The organism is Corynebacterium confusum (assembly GCF_030408715.1).
Lineage (GTDB): Bacteria > Actinomycetota > Actinomycetes > Mycobacteriales > Mycobacteriaceae > Corynebacterium > Corynebacterium confusum.
The window spans coordinates 1,942,263-1,964,067 of record NZ_CP047202.1; the positions used below are offsets into that span (position 1 = coordinate 1,942,263).

Annotated in this window: 18 protein-coding genes and 2 tRNA genes; 4 read left to right on the top strand and 16 right to left on the bottom strand. The window is 65.4% G+C overall.

The annotated features are described in order from the left end of the window. Nucleotides 1–6 precede the first annotated feature (6 nt). From CCONF_RS09010 to CCONF_RS09025, 4 genes are all read right to left on the bottom strand, one after another. Nucleotides 7–444 carry a DUF4233 domain-containing protein gene (locus CCONF_RS09010; protein WP_290222891.1) on the bottom strand — a complete coding sequence of 146 codons (438 nt, stop codon included), beginning with the start codon at nucleotides 442–444 and terminating at the stop codon, nucleotides 7–9. Then, nucleotides 441–1,946 (bottom strand): bifunctional tetrahydrofolate synthase/dihydrofolate synthase, encoded by a 1,506-nt coding sequence (gene folC / locus CCONF_RS09015; protein ID WP_290226368.1) that lies wholly within the window; start codon nucleotides 1,944–1,946, stop codon nucleotides 441–443. Before folC ends, CCONF_RS09010 begins: the two co-directional genes overlap by 4 nt. A gap of 74 nt (nucleotides 1,947–2,020) precedes the next feature. Further along, the gene (locus tag CCONF_RS09020) at nucleotides 2,021–4,753 is read right to left on the bottom strand and encodes a valine--tRNA ligase (protein ID WP_290222892.1); all 2,733 of its coding nucleotides are present in this window, start codon (nucleotides 4,751–4,753) and stop codon (nucleotides 2,021–2,023) included. A 75-nt stretch (nucleotides 4,754–4,828) separates the two neighbouring features. Further along, nucleotides 4,829–5,848, bottom strand: coding sequence for a malate dehydrogenase (locus CCONF_RS09025; protein WP_290222893.1), 1,020 nt, complete (start codon nucleotides 5,846–5,848; stop codon nucleotides 4,829–4,831). Between the two features lie 252 nt (nucleotides 5,849–6,100). On the opposite strand from CCONF_RS09025, the gene CCONF_RS09030 reads away from it, so the two are divergent. Next, nucleotides 6,101–6,817, top strand: coding sequence for a TetR/AcrR family transcriptional regulator (locus CCONF_RS09030; RefSeq protein WP_290222894.1), 717 nt, complete (start codon nucleotides 6,101–6,103; stop codon nucleotides 6,815–6,817). 120 nt (nucleotides 6,818–6,937) lie between these two features. Here the strand turns inward: CCONF_RS09030 and clpX are convergent, their stop codons facing one another. The 9 genes from clpX to CCONF_RS09075 form a co-directional block, all read right to left on the bottom strand. Then, entirely contained in the window at nucleotides 6,938–8,239 is a 1,302-nt protein-coding gene (clpX, locus tag CCONF_RS09035; protein WP_290222895.1) for an ATP-dependent Clp protease ATP-binding subunit ClpX, read from the bottom strand. A gap of 79 nt (nucleotides 8,240–8,318) precedes the next feature. Further along, on the bottom strand, nucleotides 8,319–9,857 hold the full coding sequence (locus CCONF_RS09040; protein ID WP_290222896.1) for a peptide MFS transporter: 1,539 nt from the start codon (nucleotides 9,855–9,857) through the stop codon (nucleotides 8,319–8,321). 278 nt (nucleotides 9,858–10,135) lie between these two features. Next, nucleotides 10,136–10,759 carry an ATP-dependent Clp protease proteolytic subunit gene (locus tag CCONF_RS09045; RefSeq protein ID WP_290222897.1) on the bottom strand — a complete coding sequence of 208 codons (624 nt, stop codon included), beginning with the start codon at nucleotides 10,757–10,759 and terminating at the stop codon, nucleotides 10,136–10,138. Between the two features lie 52 nt (nucleotides 10,760–10,811). Continuing rightward, nucleotides 10,812–11,411 (bottom strand): ATP-dependent Clp protease proteolytic subunit, encoded by a 600-nt coding sequence (locus tag CCONF_RS09050; protein ID WP_070769070.1) that lies wholly within the window; start codon nucleotides 11,409–11,411, stop codon nucleotides 10,812–10,814. Nucleotides 11,412–11,592: 181 nt separating this feature from the next. Next, a complete protein-coding gene (gene tig, locus CCONF_RS09055; RefSeq protein ID WP_290222898.1) occupies nucleotides 11,593–12,948 on the bottom strand; it encodes a trigger factor in 1,356 nt (451 codons plus the stop codon). A gap of 105 nt (nucleotides 12,949–13,053) precedes the next feature. Then, a tRNA-Pro gene (locus tag CCONF_RS09060) sits at nucleotides 13,054–13,127 on the bottom strand. 142 nt (nucleotides 13,128–13,269) lie between these two features. Then, complete coding sequence (locus CCONF_RS09065) at nucleotides 13,270–14,103, bottom strand: aldo/keto reductase (RefSeq protein ID WP_290222900.1); 834 nt, start codon at nucleotides 14,101–14,103, stop codon at nucleotides 13,270–13,272. A 28-nt stretch (nucleotides 14,104–14,131) separates the two neighbouring features. After that, entirely contained in the window at nucleotides 14,132–14,740 is a 609-nt protein-coding gene (locus tag CCONF_RS09070; RefSeq protein WP_290222901.1) for a CadD family cadmium resistance transporter, read from the bottom strand. A 103-nt stretch (nucleotides 14,741–14,843) separates the two neighbouring features. Next, nucleotides 14,844–14,918, bottom strand: a tRNA-Gly gene (locus tag CCONF_RS09075). A gap of 240 nt (nucleotides 14,919–15,158) precedes the next feature. On the opposite strand from CCONF_RS09075, the gene CCONF_RS09080 reads away from it, so the two are divergent. After that, nucleotides 15,159–15,971: a DUF1542 domain-containing protein gene (locus tag CCONF_RS09080; RefSeq protein WP_290222902.1), complete on the top strand. Its 813-nt coding sequence runs from the start codon at nucleotides 15,159–15,161 to the stop codon at nucleotides 15,969–15,971. Nucleotides 15,972–16,066: 95 nt separating this feature from the next. On the opposite strand, the gene CCONF_RS09085 is transcribed toward CCONF_RS09080, so the two are convergent. Both CCONF_RS09085 and CCONF_RS09090 read right to left on the bottom strand, forming a co-directional pair. Beyond that, a complete protein-coding gene (locus CCONF_RS09085) occupies nucleotides 16,067–16,540 on the bottom strand; it encodes a ribose-5-phosphate isomerase (RefSeq protein ID WP_290222903.1) in 474 nt (157 codons plus the stop codon). Nucleotides 16,541–16,562: 22 nt separating this feature from the next. Next, the gene (locus tag CCONF_RS09090) at nucleotides 16,563–17,180 is read right to left on the bottom strand and encodes a mycothiol-dependent nitroreductase Rv2466c family protein (protein ID WP_290222905.1); all 618 of its coding nucleotides are present in this window, start codon (nucleotides 17,178–17,180) and stop codon (nucleotides 16,563–16,565) included. Between the two features lie 124 nt (nucleotides 17,181–17,304). Between CCONF_RS09090 and pepN the strand changes: the two genes are divergently transcribed. Continuing rightward, nucleotides 17,305–19,812 (top strand): aminopeptidase N, encoded by a 2,508-nt coding sequence (gene pepN, locus CCONF_RS09095; RefSeq protein ID WP_290222906.1) that lies wholly within the window; start codon nucleotides 17,305–17,307, stop codon nucleotides 19,810–19,812. A 160-nt stretch (nucleotides 19,813–19,972) separates the two neighbouring features. Next, nucleotides 19,973–21,358 carry an anaerobic C4-dicarboxylate transporter gene (locus CCONF_RS09100; RefSeq protein ID WP_290222907.1) on the top strand — a complete coding sequence of 462 codons (1,386 nt, stop codon included), beginning with the start codon at nucleotides 19,973–19,975 and terminating at the stop codon, nucleotides 21,356–21,358. 26 nt (nucleotides 21,359–21,384) lie between these two features. Here the strand turns inward: CCONF_RS09100 and CCONF_RS09105 are convergent, their stop codons facing one another. Next, nucleotides 21,385–21,702 carry a UTRA domain-containing protein gene (locus tag CCONF_RS09105; RefSeq protein ID WP_353959523.1) on the bottom strand — a complete coding sequence of 106 codons (318 nt, stop codon included), beginning with the start codon at nucleotides 21,700–21,702 and terminating at the stop codon, nucleotides 21,385–21,387. Nucleotides 21,703–21,805: the final 103 nt, after the last annotated feature.

Consider the following 21,805-nt stretch of genomic DNA (forward strand, 5'->3'; position numbering starts at 1 on the left):
GCCTCCCTAGCTCTTCTGATCCAGGTGTTGGGTGGTCAGCAGGCCGCGCTCCATGCGCGCGATGAGGTTGGAGCGCAGGTAAGCCGCCAGCAGCCAGACCAGCCCGAAGACCACCATGATGGCCACGATCGACCAGTGGATAAACAAGCCGGCAATAATGCCGAGCACCTGCACGGCCAGGATGACGTTCAGCGACCACCGGCGGCTGGCGAAGGCCAGCATGACCAGGTGGAAGACCATCAACGCCACGACGATGGCGATGTTGACCCCGGTCCACAGCTCACCGCTGTAGAGCATGCGCAGCATCGGCAGCGCCAGCACCAGGGTGAGCGCCTCCAGGGTCAGGGTGCTGGAGATGACCATCCCGTTAAAGCCCTTGATTGGGTCCTTGACGGGTTTGTGCCCCATGCCCAGAGGCCCGACGTCCTTGGGGGTATCCGTCATGCCGGCTCCTTTCCAAACATCGCGCGTGCCTCACCGGCGGTGACCACCGATCCGGTGATGACAATACCGGAACCGGACTGGATTTCCGCATCCTCGGCCAGCTCGACGGCCTGGGCGTATGCCGACTGCAGGTCGGGCTCGACATAGACGCGCTCCTCGCCGAATATGTCGCGGGCCAGCTCCGCCAGCTCGTAGGCGTCCAGCGCCCGCGGGGAGCTGTTCTGGCTGATGACAATCTCGGTCAGCACGTCCTCCAGCGCGGTAAGTATCCCGGTAGCGTCCTTGTCGCCTAGGATGGCGACCACGCCGACCAAGCGGGCGAAGTCGAAGTCCCGGCCCAGGGCCTGAGCCAGGGCGCGGGCGCCGTGCGGGTTGTGCGCGGCGTCGATGAACGTGGTCGGCGACTGCCGCATGCGCTCCAGGCGGCCCGGAGAAATGGTCTGGGCGAAGCCGTTGCGCACGCTCGCCGCGTCCAGCGGGTGCCCGGCCGAGGCCCCGAAGAAGGCCTCCACGGCGGCCAGGGCGACCGCGGCGTTGCGGGCCTGGTGCTCACCGGCCAGGGGCAAGAAGACGTCCTCGTACAGGCCGCCCAGGCCCTGGATGCGTAGCTGCTGGCCGCCCACGGCGATGGTGGATTCCAGCGCGGCGAACTCGCTGCCGGCGCGCGCCACGCCCGCGTCCACGGCCACGGCCTGCTGCAGCAGGACCTCCATGGCTTCCGGCTCCTGCTCCGCCAGGATGGCGATGTTCTCGGCCGGGGTGATGGGGTCGTCGGCGTCTGGGCGGGCCTTAATAATGCCGGCCTTCTCCCCCGCAATTTCGGCGAGGGTATCGCCCAAGTAATCGGTGTGGTCCATGCCCACCGGGCAGACGACCGCGACCTCGGAGTTGACCACGTTGGTCGCGTCCCAACGCCCGCCCATGCCGACCTCGATGACGGCGACGTCGACCGGGGCATCGGCAAAGGCGGCATAAGCGATGGCCACCAGGACCTCGAACTTGGACATGGCAGGGCCGCCGACCGCCAGCGACTCAGCGTCCACCATCTCCACGTAAGGCCGGATCTCGCGCCAGATGCGCACGTAGTCGCGCGGGTGGATGGGCTTGCCGTCGATGCCAATGCGTTCGGTCACCCGCTGCAGGTGCGGGCTGGTGAACAGGCCGACCCGGCGGTGGAAGGCCCGCAGCAGCGAGTCGATCATCCGCGACGTCGAGGACTTGCCGTTGGTGCCGGCCACGTGGATGGCCTGGAAGGCCCGCTCCGGGTGGCCGAGCAGGTCCATGAGCTTTTCGATGCGCTCCAGCGAGGGCTCGATCTTCGTCTCCGGCCACCGAGCGTTGAGTTCCTCTTCGACCTCGGCGAGCTCGCGCAGTTCCTCGGCGCTGACGGTCTCCGGCGCAGGTGCGGAATAGTCCTCCGCCCCGCCCAGGTTGAGCGTGAGCCCCGACTCGGTGATTTCGACCGGCGAGCCCTCGGTGCCCTCCTTGAGGGCGTCGACGATCTCGTATTCGGTCTCCTGCTCCTTCTCGCGGTCCTGCTCGCGGCCGTTGCCGCCGTTTCCGGTACGGTCAGTCACTACTTGAGCGCCTCCAAACGCGCGCTGATGCGGTCGACTTCCTCCTGCGCCACGGTCTGGCGGGTGCGGATCTTTTCCACGACCTCTTCCGGGGCCTTAGCTAGGAAGTTGTCGTTGCCGAGCTTCTTGGTGGTCTGTTCCAGTTCCTTGTTGGCCTTGGCCAGGTCCTTTTCCAGGCGCTTGCGCTCGGCCGCGACGTCGACGGCCCCGGAGGTGTCCAGGGTGACTTCGACTGTGGCCTGCGACAGGCGGACCTCGATGGAGGCGGACTCGGTAAAGTCCTCGCCCGGCTCGGTGGTCTTGGCCAGGTTGCGCACCAGTGCCTCCTGGTCGGACAGGTCCGCGGCGGCGAAGTCCAGCCGGCCCGGCACCTTCTGGGAGGGCTTAACCCCCTGGTCGGAGCGGAAGCGGCGCAGCTCGGTGATGAGCTTTTCAGCGTCCTGGATGCGGCGGGCGGCGACCTCGTCGGTCGCGGCGCCGCCGTTGGTGTCCTCCGCGGTCGGCCAGTCAGCCACAACCAGGGACTCGCCGCCGGTCAGGGCCTTCCAAAGGACCTCGGTGACGAATGGCATGGTCGGGTGCAGCAGGCGCAGCACGACGTCGAGGACGCGGCCGAGCAAGATCTGGGTAGTGCGGGCGCGCTGCTTTTCGGCCTCGTCGGCCGGCTCGCGCGCGATCTGGGTCTTGGCGATCTCGACGTACCAGTCGCACAGCTCGTCCCAGGCGAAGTGGTAGAGCAGCTCGTTGGCCTTGGCGAACTGGAAGTCGTCCAGGTAGGCGTCGACGCGGGCGCGGATCTGCTCGGCGCGGTCCAGGATCCAGCGATCAGCGTCGGTCAGCGCCTCGCGCTCCGGAAGCTCCGCCACGCCGGCGCCGTTGAGCAGGGCGAACTTGGTGGCGTTAAAGAGCTTGGTGGCGAAGTTACGCGCCGAGGCCGCCGCGTCCGGGCCCAGCGGCAGGTCGACGCCCGGGTTGGCGCCGCGGCCCAGGGCGAAGCGCAGCGCGTCCGCGCCGTAGTCGCGGACCCAGTCCATCGGGTCGATGCCGTTGCCCAGGGACTTGGACATCTTGCGGCCCTGCTCGTCGCGCACCAGGCCGTGCAGGTAGAGATCCGCAAACGGCACCTGCGGGCGCCCGTCGCTGCCCTGCCCCAGCAGTTCCGGGGTCTGGGTGGCGGCGAAGGTACCGAACATCATCATGCGGGCGACCCAGAAGAACAGGATGTCGTAGGCGGTGACCAGCACGTTGGTCGGGTAGAACTTCTCCAGGTCCGGGGTCTTTTCCGGCCAGCCCAGGGTGGAAAACGGCCACAGCGCGGAGCTGAACCAGGTATCCAGGACGTCTGGGTCCTGCTCGTAGCCGGCCGGGGCCTCCTCGTCCGGGCCCACGCAGACCACGTCGCGGTTGCCGTCGGTGTCCTCCGGCCCGTACCAGATCGGGATCCGGTGGCCCCACCACAGCTGGCGGGAGATGCACCAGTCGTGCATGTCGTCGACCCAGTCGAAGTAGCGCGGCTCAAGCGAGGCCGGGTGGATGGTGGTATCGCCTTGGCGGACCGCCTCGCTGGAGTACTTGGCCATCTCCTTGACATTGACGAACCACTGCTTGGACAAGCGCGGCTCGATGGCCTCGCCGGAGCGTTCCGAGTGGCCCACCGAGTGGACGTAGGGGCGGATTTCCTTGACGATTCGCCCCTGCTCGGCCAGCGCCTCGCGGATGGCGACGCGGGCGTCCTCGCGGGTCATGCCGTCGAACTGGGTGCCGGTATCCGCGATGTGGCCGGTCTTGTCCATGATGATGGGCATGTCCAGGCCGTGGCGCTGGCCCATGGCGTAGTCGTTCGGGTCGTGCGCCGGGGTGATCTTGACCGCGCCGGTACCGAATTCCATGTCGACGTAGTCGTCGGCGATGATCTTCAGGCTCAGGTCATCGCGGAACGGGTGCGGGAATTCCTTGCCCACCAGGTCGGCGTAGCGCTCGTCGTCCGGGTGGACGGCGATGGCGACGTCACCCAGCATGGTCTCCACACGAGTGGTGGCCACGACCAGGTGCGGCTCGTTGTCGTCCAGCGAGCCGTAGCGGATGGAGACCAGCTCGCCCTCGACGTCGTCGTAGACGACCTCCATGTCGGACACGGCGGTCTCCAGCACCGGCGACCAGTTGACCAGGCGGTAGTCCTGGTAGATCAGGCCGGCGTCGTAGAGCATCTTGAAGATGGTCTGCACGGCCTTGGACAGGCCGTCGTCCAGGGTGAAGCGTTCGCGGGACCAGTCCACGGAGTCGCCGATGGCGCGCATCTGGGACTGGATGGTGCCGCCGTATTTTTCCTTCCACTCCCAGACCTTGCCGATGAACTCGTCGCGATCATAGTCCCAGCGGGTCTTGCCCTCGGACTCCTTGAGAGCGGCCTCGACCTTGGTCTGCGTGGCGATGCCGGCGTGGTCCGCGCCCGGCAGCCACAGCGTCGCATAACCCTGCATGCGCTTGCGGCGGATGATGGAGTCAATGAGCGTGTGGTCCAGGGCGTGGCCCATGTGCAGCTGGCCAGTCACGTTCGGCGGCGGCAGCACGATGGAATAGGCGGGCTTGTCGGAGTGGGCGTCCGGGGTGAAATACCCCGCGTCGACCCAGCCCTCGTACAGGGCGGTCTCCAGTTCTTGCGGCTCCCAGGACTTGGGCAGCGCGTCCGCGCGGTTGGTACCTACTAGTTCCTCATTTTTACGCTCAGTCACGCCGACCAATTCTACCCTGTCGGTCAAACCCCTTTGGGCCCCACCCAGGCGAGACCCCGGGTTTTTCTGACGGGCCTAGCCCAGCAGGTGGGCGACGGCTTCCTTTTCCGCCCGCAGCTGCGCCACGGAGGCATCGATGCGGGCGCGCTGGACATCGTTTAGCTCCAGGCCCTGGACGATTTCCCAGCGGCCGTGCCGGCTGACCGTCGGGAAGCCCGCCACCAGGCCGGCGTCCACGCCGTAGGAGCCATCCGAGACAATCGCCGCGGTGCGCCAGTCGCCCTGCGGGGTGCCGAAAATCCAGTCGTGCATGTGGTCCACTGCCGCCGAGGCCGCCGAGGCCGCCGAGGAGGACCCACGCACCTCGATGATCTCGGAGCCGCGCCCGGCCACGGTCGGGATAAAAGTCTCCTCGTACCAGGACTGCTCGACCGCCGCGGCGAGCGGGCGGGAATCCGCCGTAGCGAAGGTGATGTCCGGGAACTGGGTATCCGAGTGGTTGCCCCAGACGGCCAGCTTCTCAATCGCGTCCGGTCGCACGCCCACCCGCTGGGCCAGCAGCCCGGCCGCGCGGTTGTGATCCAGGCGCATCAGGGCGCTGAACTGGGAATCATCCAGGTCGGGCGCGTGGTGGGCGGCGATGAGCGCGTTAGTGTTAGCGGGGTTGCCCACCACCAGCACGCGCACGTCGCGGGCGGCCACCCGGTTCAGGGACGCGCCCTGGCGGGCGAAAATCTCCGCGTTGGCCGAAATCAGGTCGGCGCGCTGCATACCCTTGGAGCGCGGCTGCGCGCCGACCAGGAAGGCGGCGTTCGCGTCGGCGAAGGCGGTGTCTTCGTCAGCGGTGATCTCCACGCCGGCCAGCAGCGGGAAGGCGGAGTCCTGCAGCTCCATAGCCACGCCTTCTGCGGCGCGCACCGCGGAGTCGAGCTCCAGCAGGCGCAGACGAACAGGCTGGTCCTTGCCAAAGACCTCGCCGGCCGCGATCCGCCACAGCAGCGAGTAGGCGATAGCCCCGGCGGCGCCGGTGACCGTGACATTGACGGGTTCTGAAACGTTGTGCTTCGGTGCAGCCTGTGCTGATTGCTTCGACATAGTGTGTGCCATCCTTCCCAGAAAACCACCTCGAGTTTTTGCTGAACTCCCTAGTCTAGACGCAGAAGCGATAACGCGATAGGTTCTGTTTCATTGCCCTCAAATTGAGGTAAAAGAAGTACACCTTTCGCTCGTCTGTGCTGGCGTTTTACCTCCCCCGGGGGCAATTCGCAGACGGGTTCGCGAATTTGCGGCACGATAGGGAATGAACCAATCCGTCTAAGCGATTCTTAAAAAGAGGGGCATGTTGCTATGGGTAACTCCGATTCTCCCACCGCCGTCACGGGAGCTGAGTCTGCCCAGCGCGCCGTCGATGTCGCGCTCGAGCAGTTTTCCCAGTTCGGTTTCACCGAAACCAAGATGGAGACCATCGCCAACCTCTCCGGCCTGTCCAAGCGCATGCTGCACTACCACTTCGGCGACAAGCGCGGGCTCTACCAGCGCGCCCTCGAGGCCGCGGTAGAACGGCTCAATCCCCCGATCGAGGATCTCGAGGTCGACTCCGCGGTCCCGGTCGAGGGCGTGCGCAAGCTTGTCGATGCCCTCTTCACCTGCCACATCGCCCACCCGGAGGCCGTGCGCATCCTGGCGATGGAGACCACCCAGCAGGTCTTCGGCGTGGTCGGCCGGCAGCCGGTCAACGACGTCAGCGGCGTGGCCCTGCACCTGGACAAGCTCCTGCTCCACGGGCAGGACTCCGGCGCCTTCCGGCCCGGCATTTCCGCGGACGATATCTTCACCCTGATCTCTTCGCTGACCATGTACCGGGTGACCAACCACAACATGATCGACAACTTATTGGGGATCGACATGCAGTCCGCGGCCAACACCGCCGGCCTACACCGCATGGTGGTCGACGCGGTACTCGCGTTTTTGACCGCCAACATCCCCGACAGCGGCGAGGCCTCCTACCTCACCGCCCGCGAGGCCGTCGATACCGCCGACAACAACAGCGACATCTACGGCTAACCTCCTCCCCCGCCTTACAAGCGCAAAGCCGGCCCGCGCTTCCTTTTTCGAAAACGCGGGCCGGCTAATTTTCTACCTCCAGCTATATAGACGTCTATACAGTCTTGGCGGGGTCAGGGCTTAGGCCGACTGCTCCTCGGCGTCGGCGTAGATGAACTCCGGGCCGTCCTCGCCGCGGACGACGTCTGCGGTAATGCGCACCCCGGTGATGTCCTCGCGGTCCGGGATGTCGTACATGATGGGCACCAGCAGCTCCTCCATGATGGCGCGCAGGCCGCGGGCGCCGGTCTTGCGCTCCAGCGCCAGGTTGGCGATCTCCTCGAGCGCGCCGGTATCAAACTCCAGCTCCGCGCCGTCCATCACGAACAGGGCCTGGTACTGCTTGACCAGGGAGTTGCGCGGCTCGGTGAGCACCCGGATGAGCGATTCCTGATCCAGGTTGTCCACCGTCGCCACGACGGGCAGGCGACCGATGAACTCCGGGATGAGGCCGAACTTGACTAGGTCCTCGGGGCGGACCTCCTCGAAGAGGTCGACGCGCTCCTGCTCCGACTGGGTCTCCAGCTTGGCACCGAAGCCCAGGCCCTTCTTGCCCACGCGCTCGGAGATAACCTTCTCCAGCCCGGCGAAGGCGCCGGCCACGATGAACAGGATATTGGAGGTGTCCAACTGGATGAATTCCTGGTTGGGGTGCTTGCGCCCGCCCTGCGGCGGGATGGCTGCGACGGTGCCCTCCAGGATTTTCAGCAGGGCCTGCTGCACGCCCTCGCCCGAGACGTCCCGGGTGATAGACGGGTTGTCCGACTTGCGGGAGATCTTGTCGATCTCGTCGACGTAGATGATGCCGCGCTGGGCCTTTTCCACGTCGAAATCCGCCGCCTGGAGCAGCTTCAGCAGGATGTTTTCCACGTCCTCGCCCACGTAGCCGGCCTCCGTCAGGGAGGTCGCGTCCGCGATGGCAAACGGCACGTCCAGCATGCGCGCCAGGGTCTGGGCCAGGTAGGTCTTACCGGAGCCGGTCGGGCCCAGCATCAGGATGTTGGACTTGGCGATTTCGACCGCGTCTTCCGGTTCCTTCTTGGCCCGCTTCCCGCCGCGCGCGGCGGCAGCTTCCTCTGCCTTGATGCGCTTGTAGTGGTTGTAGACCGCCACGGACAGCACCCGCTTAGCCTGGTCCTGGCCGATGACGTAGTTATCCAAGAAGGCCGAAATTTCCGAGGGCCGGGGCAGCCGAACTTCTTCCTTTTCGGCCTGCTCGGCCTGGGCCGCCCCCAGCTCTTCCTCAATAATTTCGTTGCACAGCTCAATGCACTCATCGCAGATGTACACACCGCCGCCGGCGATGAGTTTTTTAACCTGCTTCTGGCTCTTGCCGCAGAAGGAACACTTGAGCAGATCCGCGCTTTCTTGCATACGTGCCATTAAACCCTCTCAACACATAGGGCACAATTTCCTTTATCCCAGCAACCGTACCACGCCCACCCGACGCAACCGGCACGCCTTAGCGGAAGGTAGCGAACTTGCTTACGACCCACTTGGCGAGCGCCAACAAGACCACGCCCAAAGCAATGGAAACGATGCCCAGAGTGATGAAGAAGGTGTTTTCCGCGCCAGCGTCGTCCGGGTTGTAGAAACCGGCCAGCGTGCCCGCCAGGGAGGTGCCCATGGCCACGGCCATCATCCACACCGCCATCATGCGCGAGGGGAAGGCTTGCGGGGCGACCTTGGTCGCCAGCGAGTTGCCCACCGGCGACAGCAGCAGCTCGCCCATGGTGAATAGGAAGAGGATCCAGATGATGGCAAACATCGGGGTGGAGTTCGGGCCGCCGCCGCTAAACGGCAGGAAGAAAAACAGCGAGACGCCGATGATCACGTTGGCGATACCGAACTTGGTCGGCGTCGACCACTGGCGGTCGCCCAGCTTAGTCCAGATGAAGGCGAAGACGCTGGAGAAGATGACAATGAAGATCGGATTGATGAGCTGGACCATCGACGGCGGGATCTCGATGCCGAAGATGTGGCGGTCCAGGCGCATATCGGAGTAAATGGTCAGCACGGTGAACTGCTGCTGGAAGATGCCGAAGAAGAGCACGCCGGAGACGAACATCGGGATGAAGCCGAGCAGGCGGCCGCGTTCCTGCGGGGTGGTCAGGCGGGAGCGGTACATCTGCAGCCACAGCGTGACCGCGGCGAGGAAGGCCACGACCGTGACGATGTTGGACAGCCACTCCAGCTTGACCACGCCGGAGGCGATAAGCCACACGCACACGACAACGATGACGGTGAGGACGCCCAGGGCCGCCAGCAGCTGCTGGCGCGAGACCGGGTTCGGGACCTCGTGGCCGGCTTCCTTGATGGTGCTGCCGCGCATGAGGGTGTACTGGACCAGGCCGAAGAACATGCCCACGGCGGCGATGCCGAAGCCCCAGTGGAAGCCCTGCCAGCCCCACAGCAGCGTGGTAATCAGCGGCCCGAAGAGCGCGCCGATATTAACGCCCATATAGAAGATGGAGAACCCGCCGTCGCGGCGGGGATCATCGCGCGAATAGAGCGCGCCCAGCACGACCTGGGCCGTGGTCTTCACGCCGCCGGAGCCCACGGCGATAAGCACCAGGCCGATGGCCAGGCCCGTCACCGCGGGGATGAAGGCCAAGGCCAGGTGGCCCAGCATGACCATGATGGCCGAGTAGTACAGGGTGCGCTCCGCGCCGAGGACGCGGTCGGCTACCAGGGAGGCGAGCAAGCAGGCCATGTAGACCAAGCCGCCGTAGGCGCCGACGATGGAGGTCGCCGCCGCCTTGGGGATCTCCAGGCCGCCCTCGGACACGGAGTAGTACATGTACAGCAGGACCAGCGCCTGCATGCCGTAGAAGCTGAAACGCTCCCACATCTCCACGCCGAAGAGGTTGGCCAATCCCCACGGGTGGCCGAAGAACTGGCGTTCTGATTCTTGTGGTTTACCGACGGCTGAGGCGCCGCCGGCACCGCGCGCGTCGCCCGATGAGTCTGACGCTGAGTGAGCATTTGTGATTCGTGACATAGAAATATATAGCCACTTTCCACGCCACAACGCAATTAATATGGGATCTGCCACCCCCGTTTTTCGGTGGGCTACCTCGCCCTTCCCGCCCGGTGGGACGGGTCAGGCCTGCCGGCGATGCCCGTGCTGAACAGGGCCGTTCCCGGCCACTGATAGTTTTCGCTTGCGCAATCTCCCGCCCCGCGCGCCGGCTTCCCCGTGCCACCCGATGCGAAAGGCCCGCGGCCGGGCGCTATGCCGACGGCGGGCCTTAAGTCCCACAAGGGCTACCCCTGAATTTAGGAGTTCAGCTTGCGGTATTCAAAGACCTGGTCGATGATGCCGTATTCCTTGGCCTCTTCGGCGGTCAGGATCTTGTCGCGGTCGGTGTCGATGCGCACCTGCTCGGCCGTGCGGCCGGTGTGCTCGGCGAGGGTGTCCTCCATCAGCTTGCGCATGCGCTCGATCTCAGCGGCCTGGATCTCCAGGTCGGAGACCTGGCCCTGGGTGCCTTGGGTGGCGGGCTGGTGGATGAGCACGCGGGCGTTCGGCAGCGCGGCGCGCTTGCCCGGAGCGCCGGCAGCCAGCAGGACCGCCGCGGCGGAGGCCGCCTGACCCAGGCAGACGGTCTGCACGTCGGGGCGCACGTAACGCATGGTGTCGTAAATAGCCATCAGCGCGGTGAAAGAACCGCCCGGAGAGTTGATGTACATGGTGATGTCGCGGTCCGGGTCCTGGGCCTCCAGGACCAGTAGCTGCGCCATGACATCGTTAGCGGAAGTGTCATCGACCTGGGTGCCCAGGAAGATGATGCGCTCTTCGAAGAGCTTCGAGTACGGGTTGGTCTCCTTGGTCCCCTGCGCGGACTGCTCGATGAACGACGGCAGCACGTAGCGGGAAGAAGGCATCTGCGATTGCGTCATATTAAAAATTCTCCTTGCTTCTGAGCTTTAGGTGGTGTGGTGCTACCTAGTTCTAGTTGCTGATGGGGCCGTTGACGGTCTCGATGACGTGGTCGACGATGCCGTAGTCCTTCGCCTGCGCGGCGGTGAACCAGCGGTCGCGGTCCGAGTCCTTCGTAATCTGCTCGAAGGTCTGGCCGGTGTGCTCAGCGATCAGCTCAGCCATCTCGCGCTTGGTGGCGGCGAACTGCTCGGCCTGGATGGCGATATCCGCGGCGGTGCCGCCCACGCCGGCGGAGGGCTGGTGCATCATGATGCGGGCGTGCGGCAGGGCGAAGCGCTTGCCCTTGGTGCCGCCGGAGAGCAGGAACTGGCCCATGGAAGCGGCCAGGCCCATGCCGTAGGTGGCGACGTCGCACGGCGAGTACTTCATGGTGTCGTAAATGGCCATGCCGGCGGTCACCGAGCCACCCGGGGAGTTGATGTAGAGGGAAATATCGCGCGTCGGGTCCTCGGCGGACAACAGCAGGATCTGGGCGCAGAGCTTATTGGCAATCTCGTCATCAACCTGGGTGCCCAGGAAGATGATGCGCTCGCGCAGCAGGCGCTCGTAGACGCTGTCGCCCAGGTTCATACCCGGTGCCGGCGAGGTCATCTGAATACTGTCAGACATAGAATTCATAATCTCCTTGGTGACGGATCTTTGTCTTAATACGACCCACGATACTGCCTTTCCCGCCTCCCGTGGGACGTGTTCGCTGTCAGCGTTGCAGCCGCCGCAGACAGACGAAAAGCCCAGCCGAAGCTGGGCTAGGCGGTCCCACCGCGCCCGCTAGGGGCGGTGGGCCAAGGCCTTACTCGGAGTCGGTTGCCTCGTCCTCGTCTTCGTCGATCTCGCCGAAGTACTGGTCGACGTCGACCTTGTTGCCGTCCTCGTCCTTGACCTCCACGCGGCAGATAGCGGCGGCCAGGGCCTTGCCACGGCGGACGTCAGCGAACAGGTTGCCGATCTGGCCGTTGGACTGCAGCTGCTGGACGAACTGGTTCGGGTCCATGCCGTAGGACTGCGCGGTGAACAGGATGTGGTCGGTCAGCTCCTGCTGGGAGACCTCCGGCTCCTCCTGCTCGGCGACGGTGTCCAGGAACAGCTGGGTGCGCACGGACTCCTCGGCGGACTTGCGGGCGTCGGCGTCGAACTCCTCGCGGGTGGTGCCCTGCGCCTCGAGCAGCTGTGCCAGCGCCTTCTCGTCGTGAGCCAGCTGGCCCAGGACCTGGTGCAGCTGGGCGTGTGCCTGCTCTTCCACGATGGACTCCGGCAGCTCGAAGGAGACCTTGTCCAGGGCGGCCTTCAGGACCTCGTCGCGGATGTTGCCGGCCTGCTGGGCCTTGTTCTGCTCCTCGACCTGGGACTTGGTGGCCTCGCGCAGCTCGTCGATGGTGTCGAACTCACTGGCCAGCTGGGCGAACTCGTCGTCCAGGGCCGGCAGCTTGCGCTCCTTGGTCTGCTGGACGTGGACCTTGATGGTGGCCTCTTCGCCCTTGTGCTCGCCGGACTCCAGCTTGGCGGTGAACTCGGCGTCCTCGTCGGTCTTCAGGCCACGCAGGGCGGTGTCCAGCCCCTTGATGAGGTCGTCGTCGCCGATGCGGTAGTTCAGTCCCTCGGTGGAAGCCTCGTCGATCTTCTTGCCGTCGATCTCAGCGGTCAGGTCGATGACGGCGATGTCGCCGGTCTTCATCTTGCGCTTGGTGTCCTTGAGCTCACCGAAGCGCTCCTGCAGGTTCTCCAGCTCCTTGTCCACGTCGGCGTCCTCGACGGTGAGGGCCGGGACGGTGACGGACAGCTCAGAGAAGTCCGGAACCTCGATCTCCGGGCGAACGTCGACCTCGGCGGTGAACTCCACGAAGTCCTTGTCTTCGATCTTGGAGATATCCACGTCCGGCTGGCCGATGACCTTCAGGTCGTTTTCGGTGACGGCCTGCTCGTAGCGAGACGGCAGCATGTCGTTGACGACCTGCTCGAGGATCGGGCCACGGCCGAAGCGGGCATCGATAAGCTGGCGCGGCGCCTTACCCTTGCGGAAGCCCGGGATGGCAACCTGCTGGGCGATTGCGGCATAGGCCTGATCAATCTCTTTATCCAGCTCTGCAAACGGGACGTTGACGGTGAGCTTAACGCGGGTGTCGCTCAGCTTGTCGACGGTAGTCTTCACGAGTAACTCTCCTGGCTCTCAATTGGTAGAAGGATTTCTGGTACAGAGTATAAACAAGGGGCCCGGCAGCACCTCGCATGAGGGTGGCTGACAGGCCCCTATACGTCGGGGCGACAGGATTTGAACCTGCGACCCCCTGCTCCCAAAGCAGGTGCGCTACCAAGCTGCGCCACGCCCCGTATAGCTTGCCCTGCCAACGCGGAAACCCCGCGCCGGCGTTGCTCGCCTTAGCTTACCGATGCCGCCGCGCTATGCCCAACTCCGGGTCCCGGTTGGCCCGGTTTCCGCAGGCTCCGGGTGTGCGGCGTCGCCGTCTAGCCGCTATTTCGCGTCCATTTCTGCCGGGTGCGCACCGCCCCGGCCCTCCTCGCCGCGGTCCAGCGCGGTGATGCCGGCCATCTCGTCCTCGCTGAGCTCGAAGCCGAAGACGTCGAAGTTTTCACGGATGCGCTCAGCGGTGGCGGTCTTCGGGAAGACGATCGTCCCGTTCTGCAGGTGCCAGCGGATAATCACCTGGGCCGGGCTGACGCCGTGCGCCTCGGCCGGGTCGGTGATTTCCGGCTGCTCGAAGATATCGGTCTTGCCCTGGCCCAGCGGGCCCCAAGCCTCGACCTTGATGCCGTGGGCCCGGGCGGCGTCGATGTCCTTCCACTGCTGGAAGTACGGGTGCAGCTCGATCTGGTTGACGGCCGGGGTGACGTCCGTGTTCATCTCCAGCTGATCGAGGTGCTCCGGCAAGAAGTTGGACACGCCGATGGATTTGGTTTTGCCCGCCTGGCGCAGCTCAATCAGCTGCTTCCAGGCCTCGACGTAGTTGCCGTCTGCGGGCACGGGCCAGTGGATGAGGTAGAGATCGACGTAATCGATCCCCAGCTTGCCCAGGGAGGTATTCAGCGCCTCCTCGGCGTTGAGCTGGCTGTCGTTCCACAGCTTGGTGGTGATAAACAGCTCGTCCCGCGGGATGCCGGAGGCGGCGATCGCCCGGCCCACGCCCTCTTCGTTGCCGTAGATGGCGGCGGTGTCGATGTGCCGGATGCCCTGGCGCAGGGCTTCGGCGACCAGCTCCTCGGTCTTATCCGGGTCCACCTGGAAGACGCCGTAGCCCAGCTGCGGGATGCGGTTGCCGTCGTTGAGCTCAATCATTGGTACGTTCATGCGCCCCACTGTACTGAAACCGCGCTTTCTAAGGCGTGAGCGCACCCCAGAGGAAGCCGACGGTACCGTTTTCCACCAGCAGGTAGACGCCCAGCCCGATGAAGACCACGGGCACGATGACCTTTTCGTATTTTTCGACCGTCTCCCCGATGGCCGGTACCTTCGCTAGCCGCTGTGACAGCTGGCACAGCAGGAAGATCCCCACCGCGAAGACGGCGAGGATGACAAGGATCTGCGGCCCAGTGGTCCGGCTGAAAAAGGGCACATAGACGCCTAGGTTGTCCCCGCCCAGCGCCAGGGTCAGCGCGGTGAAGGCGGCCAGCTTGGAGCCGCTGCCGCGGACCTTGGTCGCGATCTCGTCCTCGTCGACGTCCTCGTCCACGACCAGCACCCGGATGCCGAGCGCGATGGGGATAAGCCCCAGCAGGCCGATGACCCAATCGTGCGGGATGAGGTTTAGCAAAAACGCCGCGGCCAGGCTGGCCGCCACCAGAATCCCGGTGCCCAAGTACTGGCCGCCGTAGATGGCGCGGCCGTGGCGCGCGCCCTGCGTGGCGAACAGGATGGTCAGCACGACCAGGTAGTCGATCGAGGTCGAGATAAAGACCACGACCGCGGTCAGGATAGTTCCCACCACACTCCCCTTTCCCAGCCCCCGGGCTCATTTTTCGGGCCCGCGCGAAAAACGCCGGAGACCAGGCTACTGGAGTTTTCCAGTGCGCTGCGTCTTCGGCGTTGCGTGGAGGGAATGACGGGAATCGAACCCGCGTCTTCAGCTTGGAAGGCTGAGGTATTAGCCACTATACGACATTCCCACTGCCCCTTTTAAAGGCGTGGGAACAATGATAGCGCATGGTTTGGGCCGCGCCCAAAACCGCCCGGGCGGGCCGTGGAGGCTCACCAGACGTGCCCCATAAGCTAAACGGGAGGGAACTTTTCCGGATAGGCTGGCGTTTAACCTAGTAAGTACCCAGAGAACGTACCCCGCGCCGGGGCCTCGGCCCGCCGGGTGCGAGGAGACAACCTTCGATTATCGGGGAGTGAACTTTTTAGACATGGATTTGCTCATCCTTCTTATCGTGGTCGGCGGCGGCGTGGCTTGGTGGGCCAGCAGCAACAACAAGAAAAAGACCGAGCAGCGCCAGCAGCAGCAATTAGAAGACGCCCAGGCTGAGGCGCGCCGCTGGATTGAGCGCTTGGGTGGCCAGGTGATGAGCCTGTCCGGCACCGACAAGGCCTCCCAGCAGGCGATGGCGGATGCCTCGGAGCGCTTCACTGCGGCCAATTCAGCCATCTCCCGGGCCAACACCACCAAGCAGGCGCAGCTGGCCCGCGAGTCCGCGCTCGAGGGCCTGCACTACGTCAACGCGGCGCGCGAGATCATGGGCATGGATCCGGGCCCGGAGCTGCCCCCGCTGGAAGGCCAGCGCAAGGCCGGCAAGGTCACCGAGCGCCGTACGGTCGACGCCGGCGGCCAGGAGATCACCGCCTCCCCGTACGCCTCCGACGAGACCCCGAACTACTACCCCGGCGGCACGGTGGCCGGCCGCCCGGTTCCGGCCGGCTGGTACTCCCGCCCGTGGTGGGCCGACGCCATGGCTACCGGCGTGTGGATGATGGGGTATTCCATGATGTTTAACGCCATGTTCGCGGGCATGGCCGGTGTCGGCTACTCCGGCGAGGAGGCCGCCGCGGGCGACTTCAGCGACGGCGGTGACATGGGAGATGCCGGCGATGCCGGCGATATGGGCGACGGCGGCGACATGGGGGATGCTGGCGATATGGGCGGCGACGGCGATGGCCTGTTCGACGGGGGCATCTTCGACGGCGGCCTGCTCGGCGGCGACGGCTTCGACTTCGACTTCTAAGCCGAAGCGTCCGCACAAAGGCGCCGGGGAGAAGCACTTGTAGTGGTGCTCTCCCCGGCGCCTTTCGTCTGACTAGAGGAGCCTAGCTAGCTGGCTTAGGCCTCCGGTATCTCCGGGGCGATCCCGGTGCGCTCGTAGTCGGCCAGGATGTCGATCCGGCGCTGGTGGCGCTCCGCGCCCGACCACTCCTGATCCAGGAAGGCGTCCACGATGTCTAGGGCCTGCTCCGGGGTGTGCATGCGGCCGCCGATGCCGATGAGCTGGGCGTTGTTGTGCTCACGGGCCAGGCGCGCGGTCTCTTCCGACCACGCCAGGGCGCAGCGCGCGCCCTCGACCTTGTTGGCTGCGATCTGCTCGCCGTTGCCGGAACCGCCCAGCACAATCCCCAAGGAACCCGGGTCGTTGACCGTCCGCTGGGCCGCCTCAATGCAAAACGCCGGGTAGTCATCCTCCGGGTCGAAGGTGTGGGCGCCGCAGTCGATGACCTCGTGGCCGGCGTCGGACAAGTGCTGTGCAATCAGGTTTTTGGTTTCAAAACCTGCGTGATCTGCTCCTAGGTATACGCGCATAATCTTTATCCTACCGCCGGGCCTACTCGGCCGCCGGCATCTCGGTGCGGGTGCGCTTGAGTTCGAAGAAATAGGGGAACTCCGCGAGCTTCACGGCGGCATCGAAAAGCTCGCCGGCCTCCTCCCCGCGCGGGATGCGGGTGATGACTGGACCAAAGAAGGCGGTCTCGCCCAGCTTGACCACCGGGGTGCCCACGTCCTCGCCCACCGAGTCGATGCCCTCCTGGTGGAAGCGCTTCAGCTCCGCGTCGGCGTCGGTGGTGTTGGCTACCTCGGCGTAGGCCGCGTCCAGCCCGGCCTGATCGAGGGCCTGGGCGATTACCTCGTCGTAGGCGCCGTAGCCCTTCTTGCCGGCGTTGCCGTCGACGTGGACCAGCGTGCCCATCGCGGTGTAGAGCTCGTCGACCTTGGCGGGCTCCTGGGTGGCCACGCGGGCGAAGACGCGGGCCGGGCCCCAGTTAGCCTCCATGGCTTCCATGTACGCCGGGTCCAGGTCGCGGCCCTCGTTGAGCACGGACAGGGACATCGGCACGAAGGTGACCTCGATGTCGCGGACCTTCTCGGCCTCCTTGATCCACCGGGAGGTGGCCCAAGCGAACGGGCACGAGACGTCGAACCAGAACTTCACCTGCTGAGTCATGATCGTTTTTCTCCTAATTTCTAGAGGCTGTTGTAGTGGTTATGGGGATTCCGCGCGCCCCAGCCTAGGCGACGGCTAGGCTGGACCGTAGCCTAAAATTCACCGCCTAGGAGGTAAAACAGCTATGACCTCGACAAACCTGACTCGCGACGAGGCCCAGCATCGCTCGCAGATGCTGCGAGTCAACCATTACGACGTCGCCTTGGACTTAACGCAGTCGGACACGCACTTCATCTCCACCACCCGCGTGGACTTTTCGTGCCTGCGCCCGGGCAGCACCTTCCTGGATCTGCGTGCCGAGGAGATCCTGGACGTGCGCCTGAGCGGAGCTCCCTTGCCGACTGCCGCCTACGATCCGGAGTACGGCATCCCGCTGTCCGGCCTGCAGGTCGCGGACTACACCGTCGAGGTCACCGCCCGCATCCCCTACTCCCGCACGGGCGAGGGCCTGCACCGCTTCGTCGACCCAGCCGATGACCAGCCCTACCTGTACACCCAGTTCGAGACCGCCGACGCCAAGCGGGTCTTCGCCTGCTTCGATCAGCCCGACCTGAAGGCGACCTACGATCTATCCTTCGCCGTACCGGAGGGCTGGCGGGTTATCACCAACGGGCCGGCCACCCAGCGCGGCAACACCTTTAGCTGCCACCTGGACTACCCGCTGTCGACCTACCTCATCGCCGTGTGCGCTGGGCCTTACGTCGAATTCACCGACACCTGGCGCGGACAGCTTTCCGCCCACCCGGAGGGCCAGCCCGCCCAGGACCTCGAGGTCCCGCTGGGCCTGTACTGCCGCCAGTCTTTGGCCGAGCACCTGGACCACGAGCGCCTGTTCACCGAGACCAAGCAGGGCTTCGACTTCTACCACCGCAACTTCGGCTTCGCCTACCCCTATGGCAAGTACGACCAGGTCTTCGTACCCGAGTTCAACGCAGGCGCCATGGAAAACGCCGGCTGCGTGACCATTCGCGACGAGTACGTCTTCGCCTCCCAGGCCACCCACTATATGTACGAGCGCCGTGCGGACACCATCCTCCACGAGCTGGCCCACATGTGGTTCGGCGACCTGGTGACCATGCAGTGGTGGAACGACCTGTGGCTCAACGAGTCCTTCGCCACCTGGTCCGCGGCCATCTCCCAGGCGGAGCAGACCCAGTACGACACGGCCTGGGTGACCTTCGCCAACGTGGAAAAGGCCTGGGCCTACCAGCAGGACCAGCTGCCCACCACGCACCCCATCTCCACGGACGCCTCGGACATCGAGACCGTCGAGCAGAACTTCGACGGGATTACCTACGCCAAGGGCGCCAGCGTGCTTAAGCAGCTGCAGGCCTACGTCGGCCGCGAGAACTTCTTCGCCGGCGTGCGCCGGCACTTCTCGGCGCACGCCTGGGCCAACGCCACCTTCGACGATCTCCTGCGCCACCTGACCGAGGCCTCCGGCCGCGATCTTTCCTTCTGGGCCCAGCAGTGGCTCAAGACCACCGGCGTGAACTCGCTGCGGGCCCGCTTTAACGTCACCGACGGCGCCTACACCGACTTCGCCGTCGAGCAGACCGGGGATACCCTGCGCACCCACCGCGTGGCCGTGGGGCTCTACCGGCTGGACGGCGGGAAGGTCACCCGCTACCAGCGCGTCGAGATGGACATTGACGGCGCCAGCACCGACGTCGCCGACCTGGTAGGCGCCCCAGCCGCGGACCTGGTCCTGGTCAACGACGACGATCTGACCTACGCACTGCAGGATCTGGACCCGGCTTCCCGCGACTTCGTGGTGGACCACATCGACAAGATCGCCGATCCGATGGCGCGCACCCTGTGCTGGTCGGCCGCCTGGGAGATGACCCGCGCGGGCAGCATGCGCGCCCGCGACTTCATCGCCCTGGTCGCCCGCGGCGCGGCCGCCGAGACCGAGCTGTCGGTCCTCGAGCGCATCCTCACCCAGGCCGTGCAGGCCCAGCTGCGCTACGCCGATCCCGCCTGGGCCAAGGACTCGTCCCTGCTGGCCGATGCCCTGGTAGCCGGCGCCCGCAGCGACGACGAGCAGCGCCGCCTGGTCTTCGCCAAGGCCCTGGGCACCCTGCCGCTGACCGAGGCCTCCCGCGACTACTTCCGCGAGGTTACGGAAACGTCCGAGGACAACGGCATGCGCTGGCGCGCCCTGGCCGCCCTGGTCGCCGACGGCGCCGGGGAGGACGCAGGCCAGCTCATCGATGCCGAGCTCGAGCGCGACAACTCCGCCACCGGCTACCAGGCCTCCCTCAAGGCCCGCGCCGCCGTCAACACCCCGGAGAACAAGCAGGCGGTCTGGCGCGAGCTCGTCGACGGCCAGCTGGGCAACCGCGACACCGGCTCGAAGCTGGCCGGCCTGGTCTTCCCCGGCGCGGAGGACAACCTGCCCAGCGAGGATTACTTCGAGGTGGCGGAGAAGATCTGGGACGGCCAGTCCCACGAAATCGCCCTGGCGACGGTCACCGGCCTCTTCCCCTCCTGGGACGTCAGCCAGGACACCGTGGATCGCGCCGAGGAATTCCTGCGCCGCGATCTGCCCACCGGGCTGCGCCGCGTGGTCACCGAACAGCGTGACCGCACCGCCCGCGCCGTACGCAACCGGGCGGTGGACGCCAGCTAACAGTATGGGCGTTACGCTGGGATTTTAGCAGATTTGGTCCCAAAACTACTAAGCGGCGAGCTGTGATTATTAGCTCGCCGCTTTCATTATGTCCGATTGTGTCCGCTTCGATAATATTTTTACTGTCCCCCTTGTTTGTTATTAGTGGAAAGGCACTTAGATGTTAGCCACTGTCCTCGCCCCGGACTCCGTCCTGGCGATCGTGCTGCAAGTGGCCATTATTCTTGTTGCCCTGGTGCTGGGTACCCGCTACGGCGGGCTCGGCCTGGGCCTGATTTCCGGTATCGGCCTGTTGCTCATGGTCTTCGTCTTCGGACTAGCCCCGGGCGAGCCGCCGGTATCGGTGATGCTGACCATCATCGCAGTCATCGGCTGCGCCGCAACCCTCCAACAGGCGCGCGGCCTCGAAGTCATGATGCAATTCGCCGAGAAGATCCTGCGCGCCCACCCGGAGCGGATCACCATTCTCGCTCCCCTGACCACATGGTTTTTGACCGTGCTCTGCGGTACCGGCCACGTCGTCTACACGATGTTCCCCATCATCGAGGACATCGCGCTGAAGAAGGGCATCCGCCCCGAGCGCCCCATGGCCGTGGCCTCCACCTCGGCCCAGATGGGTATTACCGCCTCGCCGGTCTCGGTCGCCACCGTCTCGCTGGCCTCCATCCTGGCCGAGCACGCCGGCGCCATCGACCAGGCCTACTCCATCCCGCAGATCCTCATGGTCGCCATCCCGGCCTCCCTGTCCGGTGTCATCCTGGCCGCCCTGTGGTCCCTGCGCCGCGGCAAGGACCTGGACAAGGATCCGGTCTTCCAGGAGCGTATGAAGGACCCCGAGTTCGCGGAGTCCATCAAGAACTCCAGCCACTCGCTCATCGGCGTGGAATTCCCCAAGGAAGCCAAGCGCTCCGTGGTGATCTTCCTGGTTGCCATCGTCTGCGTGGTCTTCCTCGGTGCCTTCGAATTCCTGCGCCCGCTCGTCCCGGGCGAGGACGGCGAGCTCTCGCCCGTGTCGATGAACCTGGTCATCCAGATGGTCATGCTGGTCGCCGGCGCCGTCATCCTGATGAGCTGCAAGGTCGAGCACAAAAAGATTGCCAGCACCCCGGTCTTCAAGGCTGGCATGACCGCGGTCTTCTCCGTCTTCGGTGTGGCCTGGATGGCGGACACCTTCTTCCAGGCGCACATCGATGCCCTGGAGGCCAGCCTCGGCGACGTCGTCGCCCAAGCCCCGTGGGCCTACGCCGTCGTGCTGATTATCGTCTCGAAGCTGGTCAACTCCCAGGGCGCGGCCCTGGTCGCCATCGCCCCAATCGGCCTGCAGCTGGGCATCGACCCAGCCGTCATCGTCGGCTTCTACGGCGCGGTATACGGCTACTTCATCCTGCCAACCTACCCGTCGGACCTGGCCTGCATCGGCTTCGACCGCACCGGCACGACCCGTATCGGCAAGTTCGTCATCAACCACTCGTTCATCATCCCGGGTTCCATCTCCGTGCTGACCTCGTGTGTGGTAGGTTCCCTGCTAGCGCAGGTGCTCCTCTAGCCCCCTGCGCGAGCCAGCGCCCGCCCCTAAATATCTAGGTGCAGCTCCGCGACGTCGCCGCGCAACGCCATCTCTGTGAAGTCCAGGGGGCGGCCGGCGGCGTCGAGTGCGCAGCGCTGCACCCGCAGAATCGGCGTGGTGCGCGACAGCCGCAGCGCCTTTTGTTCCACCGCGTTCGGCAGAGCCGGCTCCAAGGACTGCCGGTAGCTGGCCGGCTCCCGCCCGGCCCAGTGGGCCTGCAGATCTGACGCCGGCACGAAATGGCGGGAATATAGCGCCGGCGTCCCGTCGACGGTGTGCAGCCTTTTGACCGACCACACCCGCTCGGTCTCCGCAATCGCCAGCTATTCGGCCACGGCCGGCGGCACCTGCACGTGAGATTCCTCGAGCTCGTCATTGACGAGCTCGTTTTCGTCGTTACTCAGCTGCGCGCCCAGGTCCTGGACG